We start from the raw sequence: 12,966 nt of genomic DNA on the forward strand, positions 1-12,966 counted from the left end.
TCTGTCGCGATTCTAGAGACCGACCTCAATCAGCGAGAGGTTGAGATCCGCGTTCGCGTGTTCCAGGGCGCGGCTCAATCCGAGCAAGCGGTCGTCACAAGCCCGGATATGGGCGGATCGGGGGCCGAGATCCGTGCCGCGCTCATACGCCGTGGCGAGGTCTGCACGAAGGCGGGCAGATTGATCCGGACCGTGCGGTCGGACCGGGCGGACGCGGATCTCGGCCATGGCCGCCTCAGGCGGCGCGCACAGTGGCGAGGAAGCGGGCGACCTCGGCGCCGAGATGCTCGGATTGCCGCGACAGCTCGGAGGCCGCCGACAGGACCTGCCCGGCCGCCGCCCCCGTCTCCTCCGAGGCCTGCGCCACGCCGGCAATGTTGCCCGTCACCTCGTTGGTGCCTGCCGAGGCCTGCGCGACGTTGCGCACGATCTCCTGGGTCGCCGCGCCCTGCTCCTCGACCGCCGCCGCGATCGACGTCGCCACGCTGTCGATCTCCCGGATCCGGCCGGTGATCCCGCCGATCGCCGTCACCGCCTGCATGGTCACGCCCTGCACCTCGCCGATCTGCCGCGCGATCTCCTCGGTCGCCTTGGCGGTCTGCTCGGCCAGCGCCTTCACCTCGGTCGCCACGACCGCGAAGCCCCGCCCGGCCGCACCCGCGCGCGCCGCCTCGATCGTGGCGTTGAGCGCCAAGAGGTTGGTCTGGCCGGCGATGCCCGAGATCATCCCGACCATGTCGCCGATCCGGGCGGCGTTCTGGCTGAGCGCCTGGACGAGGTGGGCGGTCTGGCCGGCCTCGCCCACCGCGGCCTGCGCGAGCTGGGCCGAGCCCTGCACCTGTCGGCCGATCTCCTGCACCGACGAGCCGAGCTCCTCGGCCGCGGCCGCGACCGTGTTGACGTTGGTGGCCGCCTCCTCGGCGGCGGCCGCCACGCTGGTTGACTGCGCGGCGGTCTCCTGGGCCGTCGCGGTCATCTGCTGGGCGGTGGCCTGGAGCTCGGTGGCCGAGGACGAGACCAGGCCGACGATGCCGCCGACCGCGCGCTCGAAGCGGTCGGCGAGCTCGACCATGGTGCGGCGGCGCTCGGCGGCGGCGGCTTCGTCGGCGCGGCGCTTGACCTCGGCCTCCTCGGCGGCCTTGCGGGCGACCATGGCCTTGATGCCCTCGACCGCCTTGCCGACGGCGCCGATCTCGTCGCCGCGGGCGGCCTCCCGGATCTCGGCGTCGACCTCGCCGCGGGCCATCCGCTGCAGCACCCCGACGAGGCTATTCAGCGGTCGCGTGATACCGAAGACCACGATCAGAGCGGACAGAGCAATGGTTCCAAGAATGCCGATCACGGCAGCGCTGATCAGGATCGTCATGGCCGCCCTCACTGCCTGGTCGGCGTTGTCTCGCGCCTGCCGCAGTTCCGACGTCAGCCGATCGATTCGGCCCTGAACGAAATCCCTCAGCTTGAGGCGAGCGACCGCACCATCCGTGAGCAAAACCTTAGCGGCGGCCTCGTTGTCGTTCTTAAGACCGAGGCTGTTGGATTTGTCTAAGGCGGCGAAAAACTCATCCAAGATCTTTTGGAGCGTCTGGTTCGTCGCCTTGCGATCGGGCGTATCGGCCAAGTCGATCAGTGTCTTTACTGCCTCATACGCCGTTTTTGTCGCATCCAAATAGCGATCCTTGAACTTGGCCAGCTCCTGCTCCCGCGTTTCTAAGATGATGTTGCGCGCCTGGACAGCAGCTTCGTTCACATATACACGAACAGTGAGAATTCTTTCGAGTCGAACAGCTTGAACATCGACGATGTCGCGCGTTTGTTTGGCCATGTCGTTAAGGTCGGCTATGGCATAGACAATCAATCCTCCGGACATAATTGCCATCAACAGGATCGGGATGATTGATTTAATTAGAACACTGGTCTTGCGCAGCATGGCTGCCCCCAAACGCTCTTCAATGCTGCCCGAATGTCCGATTCAGGAACTAAGGAAGGGTGAAAAATAATGTATGTTAGGGCTAGCCAATGAAGTGAATTCTGTCATTCAACGCATATTGGACGATGTCCGATATGGCATCGCCAGCAAAGACAATGTATGAAAAAATACATTTGCCGAAGTTGAGACAGTCTCACCCCGCGCTGGATGGGCGGTCGACAACTCGGAGGCAAGCGCGGCTGGGAAACTCAAGCGAGTGTCCACGTCCGTCCGGGCGCGTCCAGGTGATCGGGCCTTTGGCATCCGCTAGCCGAGTGCGATCAGCATCCAGGTGCGCGCCTTGGCCATCAGGTCACCGTCCCCGGCGGATGGATCGGAAGCGATAACGCGGCCGATGATAGGGGGGCATCCGTGCCGCTGATCCCGATGCCTTGAGCGAAACCGCTCAAGCGCTCCATGAGACGTCGGCCCCTCGCTTCCCGAGCACGATCAGTATCCGGCGCGCTCACCCCTTCACCGGGTGCGTCAACAGGATCGCAGTCCGAATCATGTTGCGCTTCCAGGCTGGTTTGTCGGTCTTGAGAGCCTCGGCCGCGCGCGTGTTCGCGCGGAGCGTCTCGATAAGGTCGAGGGTCCCACTTCCGCCTGAGGCATTGATACGTCAGGCTCGGTGCGGTCCCCTAGGGTGCGCCAGCGCCGCCAGCAAATGCTGGCCGCGTGTCGTCTCCGCTCACGAGTTCGTATCGGGCTGGCCGGGCACGGCCCCGCGTCATCGCGCTGTCGTTCCGCACCAGCGAAGCGAGGCGCCACGATTCTCGCATCTCCGAATTCGACATCCGCTCCATCGAGCGCGCTGAAGCCCGGCATGACTTCCGGGGCAACGAACCCTGGTCAGGCCGTTACCGCCGGATCGCGGCGATCCGAGAGCGGCTCTCGGGTTCGGTGGTGACCGGCCGGGTGTTGCGCACACCCATCAGGGCGGCTGCGTCCCGGGTGACCGGAGCCGACGTCCCGCCCTACCAGAACCAGATGATGCGGCCGGACAACGCGTAGATGACGAACCAGAGCCCGGCAGCCAGGATGATCGACGCGACGACAAGGGCCAGATGGGGCTTCGTGCGGGTGCGGGCGGGACGGACGGGAACGAGCTGATCCATGAACGTGGCAGGCGGCATCTCCGGCCGAACGCATGCACGAGGGCTCCTCGCCCGGAGCCTTCCAGGCCCCACGGATGCGGTCGGCGACAATCACGCCTTAGGACGAACATCCGCCGTCGCTGTCCTCATCAAAAGATGCATTGAGGCCGAGCGCGTTGCCGGCTGAGCGCACCGCAGTCGCCGATCGTTCGCCGCCGCACGGCCTGCGCAGCCTGTGGCCAGCGTGGATATCGGGGATGAGGCCCGGACTCCCCGTCATGGGATGTTGCGCGACGCAACCCCTTAACGTGGCGAGGCTTTCTGCCGGGCATGATGGCACGATGCATCAGCCTGCGAGCTCGCCATGCACTTCAAGATCCACGCGACCGGGCAGCATCTCTGGACCTGGGTGCTGCTCGACGAGACCGAGATGACGGTGGCCGAGTCGGATCGGTCGTATCCCTCCCGGACACAAGCCTCCGCGGCGGCCCTGGCCTTCGCGAAACTGGTTGCGCGGGCCAGCCGTTCGCTCAATGGCGGCGCCTCCAGCGGCCTTCTGTAGAAGATCGCGACCGACGCGGCTGGTCCCGACCGTCGTCCCGCCGCGCCGCGCCGCGCGCGATCAGCGCCAGCGCTCCTTCATGCAAGTCAGCACATAGACCCTTCGCAGGCATCCCTCGCGACCCGATCGGGAGCGCATTGCTCAGGCAGGCATTCCTTCCCCGGCTCAGCACCTGACGGTGACCTCCTTCGTGCGTGCGCAGGAGAAGATGTGCAGACGCACGCACCCGGCCTTCCGTAGAGGCGCGGCCGATTCGGGGCCGTCCGGGCGCCGCAACGTGCTGTCAGCGGGTCGCACCGGTCCTCCGCGCGAGGGCGCATGAAGCTCACCGGGTGCTCGGCACTGCCTGCCGCTTCGGCAGCCGCCCGAGACTGTCGCGATCTTCTGCGCACACCGCGGCTTGGCCCGACAAGGATTGCGGACCTTGCGGCGCCGGTCGGTCGCCTTCGATCCAGCACGATCCGGACTCGGCCGCGACGCGCGACGATGCCATCGTATCATGGAAACGCCGGTGGTCGGACGAGCAGACCTCACGACGCCGCGCACGGCGCGGCGTCGGGCAACGATGGGGACACGGGATATTGACCATGCGCCGCGATCTCCTCGCTGCCCTCTCCTTTGTTCTGAGCGCGGCACAGGCGTCGGCCCTTGATGCCGGAACGGCGCCGTCGTTCCTCGGATCGGAACTGCGTCGGTCGACCTTGGATGGCACCGGGCACGGCGAACCGGCGGCGCGATCCGAGGCGGCCTCGACCGTGACGCTGCCGAGCGGCGGCGACGTCAATCTCAGCGAGTTGGCGGACCCGGTCAGCAGCCCCCTCGTGTCCAAGTTCAGGGCCATCCTGGCGACATACGAGGATTTCGCCGGCCGCGGCGACGGCAAGGCTTGGACGGAATCCGCGGATGTCTGTCCGGCCATCAACGCCGCGTACGCCTTTCTCGATGCGCGCGGAGGCGGGACCCTGGTCCTGCCTCCCGGCGTCGCCCGCTGTGCGACGCCGCTGCGCGCACCCAACATGTCCCGCATCAAGATCATCGGCCAAGGAGCAGGCGCCTTCTCCATCTCGGGAACAGAGTTGAAATGGGTCGGTGAACCTGGAGCTTCGATCCTCGACCTGCGCAGCACGTCACCCCACTCGCCGGTGACCGCCGTCGCCATTTCGGACCTGACGCTCAACGGGAATGGGCGCGCGAGGACCGGACTGTTCGTGCGCGGGCTGAAGAATTCCAGGATCGACGTCATGGTGCGGGATACGACTGGTCCCGGCGTCGATATCGATGTCGACGAGGCCCGCGGCCCGCTCGCCGAGGGGCCGCTCACGGGAGCCGTCTGGGCCGCGGTCACGCCAGGTTCCGGCGGCCGGAGCGGGACCTACACCGGAGTTCCCCTGGTCAATGCGCGCGGCGGCACCGGAGAGGGAGCCCGAGCGACGATCACGGTCAAGGACGGTTCCGTATCCGCCATCGTCGTCACGGAGGGGGGATCCGATTACGTGCTGGGGGACGTCCTGATCGTCCGGCCTTCCGATATTGGCGGAACGCGAGACGTTTCAATCACGGTCGCGAATTGCGGCAACGCCGCGTCTTCGTTCCTCGATACGTCCCAGAACGAGTGGAAATTGCGCGTGACGCAGCAAGGCAGGGCGAGCCTGCGGGCGCAGGGCGTGCGCATCGGCCCAGGGTCGCCGTGGCTCGATACCAACTCGAGTCAGTGGATCAACGTCCTGACGCTGACTCAGGAGGGAACGGGGTTCGAGATCGGCAACGCCGATACCAATGAGTTCATCTTCATCCGCGCCGATCGCGAAGGACGTACCGGTATCGGAGTCGACCTGAAGGCCGGAGCTTGGTCCTCCCCGTCCGCCGCGCGGGCCAATCGCTTCGGTACGATCTCGGCGACGGGAGGCTTGGTCGCGCGCGGCGGCCCTCGACCGAGCGTCCGCAATGTCGTGGCCAAGTACAACACCGAGAGCGGTGAGGCGCCGCCGAAATGGGAGGACGGTGCGGGCGTCAACATCACCGACGACAACGGCCAGCCCATCGGGAACACGGGCTTCACGACGAACCTCGCACGAACGGTCTACACGCCCGTCGTCGCACGCAGCGATTCGGCCGCCGCCAGGGTCACGGCCACCGCCGACTACCGCCGGTTCGGTCGAGAGATCCTCGGCATTCGTCTGGATATCAAAGTCGCCGGCGGTTCGGGCTACATCACGGCGTCGCTGCCGTGCCGGCCGTTCAAGGATACGGTCTTGACAGGCTTCGACAGGGCGACTGGCCGATCCGTACAAGGCCGGATCGGTTTCGCCGATCCGACAGTCTACATCTACAGCATGGACGGAACTGTGCCGCCGAGCGCCAACGCCCAGCCTCTGCTTACCGGCGATCTGGAATGCAAGGATTGACGCCGATGCCGGGTCCCGATGATCGCGGTGACGGGGCCGGCCAAATTCGGCTTCCTCGCGCGCCGCGAGGATTTGTCGATCAGATCTGGCTCTTCGGAGGCAGGACAGTTCGGGCCACTTCCTGACCATCCACGCTGCGGCGAAGCACGATCGTCTGTTCCACGTCTGTCCTCAGCGGCGGAAAGAATGCGTATGTGAAGCCGTGATGCGCGTTTCCGATATTAGCCTCGCGTAGATCCGGACGGAATTTGCCGGCGATGACCGTATTGACGGGTGACTGGTTGACGACGATGGCGATGACGGTCGGTGAATGCGGAGAGGATGGCGTGAACGCCCAGCCGCGGATCCGGGCGTGGTCGGCCGCGTCGATGAAGCCCTGCAGCGGTACGGAATCGTGCGGCTCCGGCGAGGGCGGCGCCGCATAGGCTGGTGAAGACCCTGTCTCGTCAACAACAGGGGGGCCTTGCCGCGGGTATAGCCGCTCCGTCCTTCGGCAAGACCGTTCTGCAGGAAGTGAAGAAGCGGGTTCTGTTCCGAGGCGGCAACGTCCGGGTTCGCGGCTAGATAACCCGTGATGCTGAAACCTGCGCTCGGGTCACGACCCTCCTTCCAACCATGCTCGAGGAAGTGCTGGAGCGGATCCAGACCGGCCTCCCGGACGTCGGGGTTCCGATCCAGGTAGTAGGCTGGATCGAAGCCTGGAAGCGGGTTGCCAAACAGCGGGCGGCGCTGGATGGGCGAGATTGGCAGTCGGAACTTCATGGGCAATCCGAGCACGTCAGGGCCCGTGCTCGGTCTACCATTGCGAGCGACGCCGCAAGCCCGCCCCGCATTCCGAGGTGGCATCGATCCGGCCGGGCCAGGTGTTTCGCAGGTCTCCGCACGGCCGCTGAGGCGGTCCGTGAGCGACGCGGGGCTCGGCGCCTCCCGTCCGACTCGGAGGGCTTCGCGCGTCGGTGGCTCCCGCGGGGCGCGATCCGGTAACCGTCTGAGCGCTTCGGACGTTGCAGCTCGCCTCATGCGCGCTCAGTACGAGCACGATCTCGCTGTGCTCGTGCGATATGCGTTCGCGTATCCTGTTCGTCTTGCGTCAACGCGACCGCGCGGCGAGGCCAGACATGTCCGCCCGCCCTCGATCATCCCGACGCACCACATCTCGCCACGATATGAAAGCCGAGTTCCGGATTGGCATGTGCGTCCCAGTCGCAGGCGCGCGGATTGCCGGAGCCGCGCGGGAAATCCCGGACCTGGAACGGACTTTCGATCGGGATCAGTCCCGCCGCCGTGAAGACGTTCTCCCACCACGCGCGGTCGCGGATCGTCGCGTGGAACTCGTGCCCCGCCTCGTCGCGATCAGCGAAGGTCGCTATCGAGGCCACGATGACCCCGCCGGGTCTCAGATGATCGACAATCGAATGCAGCAGAGTGGGCAAGTCCGCTTCCGGTATGTGCTCGAACAACTCCCAGGCCGTCACCAGATCAAACTGCTGACACTCGCCGGTATCGTCCTCAACGCGGAACGGGAAGCGGACATCGGCAGTGAAAAGCCGGTCCGGAATGGTACGCCACTCAGCGCGCTGCTCCTTTCGCGACCAGTCGGAGCCTTCGATGCCGATCGAGAAATGCCCGCGCTGCGTGAAATCCCAGACAAGACCTCCGCCGGCCGAACCGATATCGAGATGACGCAGGGGGGTGCCGAACTGGACTTCGCAGGCCGCGACGAAGCGTGGCGAGCGGGTATTGTCCGCGGCCGTTCCCCTCGGGAAGAGATGATCGGGTGTATCATCGGCCAGCGCGTTCGTCGTCACGACACGTACGTTGGCAGGCTTGACCTCGCTTTTTCGGATCAAGGCCTCCAGAATATCTCTCTGGCGGTCTTCGCATTCGAGAACAAATCGATCGAAGCGGGATTTGAAGGTATTCCAGTTTATCGAATCGTAGTAGACGTGCGTTTGCAGCGCCGAGATCCGGTCGACCAGATCGTCGAGCTTCGCTTCGAGGGCCGCGAAACGGATCAGCGGGTCGTTATCTGCCTGCTCGAGTGCCGTCGCATGGGCCGCGTCGCTGCTGTCCACTTACTCACTCCGTTGCCGGTCCGGAGCCCATCGGGCCGACTGGCGTGGTCACACCGTTCCAATGTTCGAAGCGATAGTAAACCGAACGCGGCAAACATGAAACTTCGCGAGGGCTCGGTTCGCGCAGTCTGTGGACGACTCTCTGCTGAGTTTGAAAGTTTCGCTCAGAAGTTCGTGTCCGATCGACGATCACGGATATTGCGACAGCTGCCCACACAACCTGCAGTTAGAGGATGTGCCCTTCTGCGGAGGCTCAAGACATTGTGAATGCACGATCGATCTTTGCGGCGGCCGGCCACGGGCTTGTGCAGCCTTCCGCCTTTGTCGCCGCAGCGGAAGCGCGTTCTCGAGGCGGCTCTCGGTCTGCATCCCCGACACCCGGTCAGTGTTCGGAGCGGATACTGTTCTCTCGGCGCGATCGAGCGAGACGGCGTCATCGCGCCCGGCGGCGACTGGGTGGCTACCGTGTGGGGGAGGGGATCCGCCACCGGTCAGAAGGCATGGCTCGTCGTTCCCACGAACTCTAAAGTCATTATGCGCCGTCGAAAAGTAAAAAATCTCCGATTTTGAGCTCTGTACGGGTTGTCGCATTCGGTTTGCATTGTGCCGATTGACCGACCATTCATCGTTGAGGGCGCACGGGGATATTTGCTCACGGGGTATCGCGGATTAATGAGAATCTATAACCTCAAGTTAAGCGAGATACGTTGCTGCCGGCCCTGCCGAAGGAATCGGTCCCTGTTCTCTATCCGTCCTTGCGGAGTGGAATGTTGCCGTATACCCCGTGAGGAATAGCCGGCGCGCGATCGAGGGCTCGGGGGATGCCGATTGTTGTCATCTTGGCTGCCCTGTGCGGCGGATCGATTGTGCTCGCGTTCGGATGGCAAACGTTCGGTGTATACACTGTAATATTGGCGTCCTGTGTGGCCAGCGGGACCGCCGTTCTGGTTGGCGGTGGGCTCGCGCTCTTGAAGGTCGGCGCATCGCGAACCGCCCAGGATCCGGCGCGGATCTTCGGCATCGCCGGTCTCACGAGCGGCGGCCGGCGCGACCTTCGCCTCGTGCCGAGGCGCCTCTACTTCGATATCGAGCACGGTCACGAAATCATCAAGGATGAGGTCGGCATCGAGGCCACGAGCCTCGATCAGGCTCTGGACGATGCCCGCAGCGTGATCCGCGACATGGTTGAGGATCTTGCCGACGAAGGATACGCGGAGGACTGGGTGCTGGTCGTGCGCGACGCCAGGGGAGCCTCGGTCGCGCGTCTGCCCATCGAGCGGACGCCCGTGCAGGCGCGGTCCGATCGCCGGTCCGCATGATCGGCTGGCCCCCGGTCTCGTCCCGGCATCCCGTCCGAGCACCGAGGCCCGGATGTCAGCCTGGCGCCCGGATCGGCGCTCACCCAGGTCCTGACTCAGCCGGTCCCGGGCCCGGCTGACCCGGCTCTTCACCGTTCCCGCCGGTCACCCGATCGCGGAGGCGGCGGCGGCCTCGCGGGGAAGGCCGTCGACGGCCACGAGGATCCGAGCCTCGCGGTAGGCCGGTTCGAGGCGGTCGGTCGCGGCCTGAACCTCCTTCAGGCCCATGCCGTGTTCCTGCGCGGTCGGTTCCGAGAGCGTGGCGGCGTGCAGGCCGTCGAGATCCGAGACCTCGAGCCGTCGCTTGCGCCGCCCGTTGATGAACCCGTTGCGCAGGATCGTGAACAGCCAGGCGACGAGGCTCGTGCCGGGCTGGAAGCGCTGGCGGTGCTCCCACGCCTCGAGCAGCGTGAGCTGCACGAGATCGTCGTCCGCGAGGCCGTCGAATGTCGGCGACAGGGCGTAGCGGCGCAGGCGCGGCACCGGGGCGATCAGATCATCCTTGAAGGCGCCCGGAATCCGATGCCCGACCTCGGCGGCATCCAGGGCCGCGACCAGGCGGTCGAGGGCACCCACGAGCCGGGAGCCGATCTCCATCGGTTCAACTTCTGAATAGTATTGCCGCAACCGGTGACCGCGCTGCGCGTGGACATGCGAAGTGACGGACTCGGGCGCGCCGGCCGGGTCGCGCACTTCGTCGGCGGGCTTCACGGTGAAGCGCTGGGGGCGATGGGCTGGAGACGTCGTCGGCACGGACAAGACGTCTCGCAGCAGGGCTCCAGACTTATCTCTGGTTGATCTCAACGGCGTCGATGGTGCGCGTATACCAGGAAAATAACTTACGTGTGGGAACCGGCTTGTGCGCAACCCGTTTGTGCCCCGCTGCCGCTCGGGCAGCGCGTGCGGGACGGGGTGTGGAAGCTGTGACGGCGGGCGTCGACAGGCACGAGCTCCGGCAGATCATCGCCGGCCTCAGCGAGGGCGTGATCCTGGTCGAGCCCGACCAGACCATCGCGTACGCCAACGCGGCCGCGCTCGCGATGCACGGCGCCGAGAGCCTCGACGAGCTCGGACCCACCGTCGAGGCCTACCGCGACCGCTTCTGCCTGCGCTACCGCAACCACGTCACGCCCAACCAGTACCCGATCGAGCGCGTGATCGCCGGCGAGCGCTTCCACGACGTCGTGGTCGAGGTGCGCCGCGCCGACAGGCCCGAGCTCGACTTCGTCCACTCGCTGCGCAGCCTCGTGGCCACCGACCGCGACGGCAACCCGAGCTGCCTCGCGCTGATCCTCAAGGACGTCTCCGACCAGTTCGAGGCCGAGGAGCGGTTCGAGCGCACCTTCAACGCCAACCCGGCCCCGGCCGTGATCACGCGCCTGTCCGACCTGCGCCACGTCAAGGTCAATGCCGGCTTCCTGGAGATGACCGGGCACACCCGCGACGCCGTGATCGGCCGCAGCGTCTACGAGCTCGACGTCCTGGCCGGCGCCCGCAACCGCGACCTCGCCGTCGCCCGGCTCAACGCCGGCGCCACGATCCNTCGCCGGCGAGCGCTTCCACGACGTCGTGGTCGAGGTGCGCCGCGCCGACAGGCCCGAGCTCGACTTCGTCCACTCGCTGCGCAGCCTCGTGGCCACCGACCGCGACGGCAACCCGAGCTGCCTCGCGCTGATCCTCAAGGACGTCTCCGACCAGTTCGAGGCCGAGGAGCGCTTCGAGCGCACCTTCAACGCCAACCCGGCCCCGGCCGTGATCACGCGCCTGTCCGACCTGCGCCACGTCAAGGTCAATGCCGGCTTCCTGGAGATGACCGGYCACARCCGCGACGCCGTGATCGGCCGCAGCGTCTACGAGCTCGACGTCCTGGCCGGCGCCCGCAACCGCGACCTCGCCGTCGCCCGGCTCAACGCCGGCGCCACGATCCCCCAGATGGAGGCCTGCCTCGACCTGCCCGACGGCGGAAGCCGCTGCGTGATCGTCGCCGGGCAGCCGATCGCGATGGGCGACGAGCCGTGCATGTTGTTCACCTTCGCGGACCTGGAGCTGCGCCGGAAGGCCGAGGCCGCGCTGCGCCAGAGCGAGGAGCGCTTCGCCAAGGCGTTCCGGATGACGCCGGTGCCGACCGTGCTGGCGCGGGCGCAGGATCTCCAGGTCACGGGCGTGAACGCGGCGTTCAGCCGGGTCTTCGGCCTGGGCGAGGACCGCGTCGTCGGCCGCTCGCTGGCGGAGGCCGGGCTGTGGGTCGCCGACAAGCAGCGCCTGCAGGTCGAGGCCGCGCTCGAGCGGCAGGGCTACGTGCTCGGCGTCGAGGTCTGCCTGCGCCACGAGAGCGGCGCGCACCTCGACTGCTTGGTCTCGGCCGAGCTGGTCGAGATCAACGAGGCGGCCTTCGTGCTGCTGGTGCTGCAGGACATCACCGAGCGCAAGCACACCGAGCGGGAGCTGTTCGACGCGATCGAGACCGTGATGGCCGACACGTCGTGGTTCAGCCGCGGCCTGATCGAGAAGCTCGCCAACCTGCGCCGGCCGGGTCGCGAGGCGGGTGACGCGGCGGCGCCGAACCTGACCGTGCGCGAGCGCCAGATCCTCAACCTGATCTGCTCGGGGCTCAGCGACGACGCAATCGCGCGCAAGCTCGGGCTGTCGCGCAACACGGTGCGCAATCACGGCGCCGCACTGTACCGCAAGATCGGCATCCACAAGCGCAGCGAGGCAGTCGTCTGGGGGCGCGAGAACGGCTTTCCCCTGAACATCTCTGACGGATGAATACTGCCATACTGGTACAACCAAACCATTGATCCGGCGCGCCCGGCGTACATCTTCCGCTCGGCAAGGGTTTTCTCACGCATGACGAGGCGCCCATGACCGAAGACAGGAAGACACCGTCCGCCGAGCACCTCAAGGGCTCGGTGAAGGAGGCCATCGGCAAGCTGACCGGCGATGCCCGGACGGAGACCGAGGGCCGGCGCCAGAAGCGCGACGCGCCCGGATCGAAGGCCGGCTCCGGGCCCGCGGGCTCCCGCCCGCGCTGACGGACGTCACCCGGCGCCTCACGGTGAGGCGTCCCCACCACGAGCGCGATCGCGGAGGCGGTCGCCGACACGAGAGGAGAACGACATGGTCGATACCGATCGGATCACGGGCGCGGCCCGGGAACTCGGCGGCAAGGTGCAGGGCGCGTTCGGCGACCTGACCGGCTCGCGGCGGGACTCGGTCGAGGGCCGCGCCCGCGCGGCCGCCGGACAGGCCGAGAGCCTCTACGGCCAGGCCAAGGACACCGTGCGCGACGCGGCCGACCACGTGGCCGACGCGGCCCGCGACCTCGGTGGTCGGGTCCGCGACGCCGTCGACGATCTCGGGGCCGACGACGTCGAGGCCCGCGCCCGCCGCGCCCAGGGCGCCGCGCAGGACCAGTACGCCCGCGCCGAGCGCGGCGTCCGCCACGCGGCCGAGGAGGCGTACGACTACGCCGAGGACGCCTACGCGCGCGGCAGCCACGC

The 12,966-nt window shown here is 66.7% G+C and carries 10 protein-coding genes and 2 pseudogenes; 7 read left to right on the plus strand and 5 right to left on the minus strand.

Going from position 1 to position 12,966, the window contains the following annotated elements; all coding sequences use genetic code 11:
• Positions 1–12: 12 nt before the first annotated feature.
• The 3 genes from MOTC310_RS13885 to MOTC310_RS13895 all read right to left on the minus strand — a co-directional run bounded on the left by MOTC310_RS13885 (position 13) and on the right by MOTC310_RS13895 (position 3,084).
• On the minus strand, positions 13–228 hold the full coding sequence (locus tag MOTC310_RS13885) for a hypothetical protein (RefSeq protein WP_331302161.1): 216 nt from the start codon (positions 226–228) through the stop codon (positions 13–15).
• 7 nt (positions 229–235) lie between these two features.
• On the minus strand, positions 236–1,927 hold the full coding sequence (locus MOTC310_RS13890) for a methyl-accepting chemotaxis protein (protein ID WP_331302162.1): 1,692 nt from the start codon (positions 1,925–1,927) through the stop codon (positions 236–238).
• 1,016 nt (positions 1,928–2,943) lie between these two features.
• The gene (locus MOTC310_RS13895; protein WP_331302163.1) at positions 2,944–3,084 is read right to left on the minus strand and encodes a hypothetical protein; all 141 of its coding nucleotides are present in this window, start codon (positions 3,082–3,084) and stop codon (positions 2,944–2,946) included.
• A 343-nt stretch (positions 3,085–3,427) separates the two neighbouring features.
• Here MOTC310_RS13895 and MOTC310_RS13900 point away from each other — a divergent pair, with 343 nt between their 5' ends.
• Positions 3,428–3,625, plus strand: coding sequence for a hypothetical protein (locus MOTC310_RS13900; protein ID WP_331302164.1), 198 nt, complete (start codon positions 3,428–3,430; stop codon positions 3,623–3,625).
• A gap of 587 nt (positions 3,626–4,212) precedes the next feature.
• The gene (locus tag MOTC310_RS13905; RefSeq protein ID WP_331302165.1) at positions 4,213–6,030 is read left to right on the plus strand and encodes a hypothetical protein; all 1,818 of its coding nucleotides are present in this window, start codon (positions 4,213–4,215) and stop codon (positions 6,028–6,030) included.
• Between the two features lie 1,136 nt (positions 6,031–7,166).
• Here MOTC310_RS13905 and MOTC310_RS13910 read toward each other — a convergent pair.
• Positions 7,167–8,105, minus strand: a complete 939-nt coding sequence (locus MOTC310_RS13910) for a class I SAM-dependent methyltransferase (RefSeq protein ID WP_331302166.1) — start codon at positions 8,103–8,105, stop codon at positions 7,167–7,169.
• 821 nt (positions 8,106–8,926) lie between these two features.
• On the opposite strand from MOTC310_RS13910, the gene MOTC310_RS13915 reads away from it, so the two are divergent.
• Positions 8,927–9,424, plus strand: coding sequence for a DUF6894 family protein (locus MOTC310_RS13915; protein ID WP_331302167.1), 498 nt, complete (start codon positions 8,927–8,929; stop codon positions 9,422–9,424).
• Positions 9,425–9,568: 144 nt separating this feature from the next.
• On the opposite strand, the gene MOTC310_RS13920 is transcribed toward MOTC310_RS13915, so the two are convergent.
• Positions 9,569–10,216: a sigma factor gene (locus tag MOTC310_RS13920; protein ID WP_331302168.1), complete on the minus strand. Its 648-nt coding sequence runs from the start codon at positions 10,214–10,216 to the stop codon at positions 9,569–9,571.
• Positions 10,217–10,275: 59 nt separating this feature from the next.
• On the opposite strand from MOTC310_RS13920, the pseudogene MOTC310_RS32795 reads away from it, so the two are divergent.
• From MOTC310_RS32795 to MOTC310_RS13940, 4 genes and pseudogenes are all read left to right on the plus strand, one after another.
• A pseudogene (locus MOTC310_RS32795) lies at positions 10,276–10,485 on the plus strand (hypothetical protein); the annotation flags it as partial.
• Between the two features lie 514 nt (positions 10,486–10,999).
• Positions 11,000–12,232, plus strand: a pseudogene (locus MOTC310_RS13930) (helix-turn-helix transcriptional regulator); the annotation flags it as partial.
• 95 nt (positions 12,233–12,327) lie between these two features.
• Positions 12,328–12,498, plus strand: coding sequence for a CsbD family protein (locus MOTC310_RS13935; protein ID WP_331302169.1), 171 nt, complete (start codon positions 12,328–12,330; stop codon positions 12,496–12,498).
• Positions 12,499–12,583: 85 nt separating this feature from the next.
• Positions 12,584–12,966 (plus strand): CsbD family protein (locus MOTC310_RS13940; protein ID WP_331302170.1); only part of this gene is annotated, 383 nt, incomplete at its 3' end.

The sequence above is a fragment of the Methylobacterium oryzae genome (assembly GCF_036441375.1).
Lineage (GTDB): Bacteria > Pseudomonadota > Alphaproteobacteria > Rhizobiales > Beijerinckiaceae > Methylobacterium > Methylobacterium oryzae_A.

Bases quoted from the DNA above. Each gene is read 5' to 3' on its own strand.
- MOTC310_RS13885 (WP_331302161.1), bottom strand. From the start codon at position 228: ATGGCCGAGATCCGCGTCCGCCCGGTCCGACCGCACGGTCCGGATCAA.
- MOTC310_RS13890 (WP_331302162.1), bottom strand. From the start codon at position 1,927: ATGCTGCGCAAGACCAGTGTTCTAATTAAATCAATCATCCCGATCCTG.
- MOTC310_RS13895 (WP_331302163.1), bottom strand. From the start codon at position 3,084: ATGGATCAGCTCGTTCCCGTCCGTCCCGCCCGCACCCGCACGAAGCCC.
- MOTC310_RS13900 (WP_331302164.1), top strand. From the start codon at position 3,428: ATGCACTTCAAGATCCACGCGACCGGGCAGCATCTCTGGACCTGGGTG.
- MOTC310_RS13905 (WP_331302165.1), top strand. From the start codon at position 4,213: ATGCGCCGCGATCTCCTCGCTGCCCTCTCCTTTGTTCTGAGCGCGGCA.
- MOTC310_RS13915 (WP_331302167.1), top strand. From the start codon at position 8,927: ATGCCGATTGTTGTCATCTTGGCTGCCCTGTGCGGCGGATCGATTGTG.
- MOTC310_RS13935 (WP_331302169.1), top strand. From the start codon at position 12,328: ATGACCGAAGACAGGAAGACACCGTCCGCCGAGCACCTCAAGGGCTCG.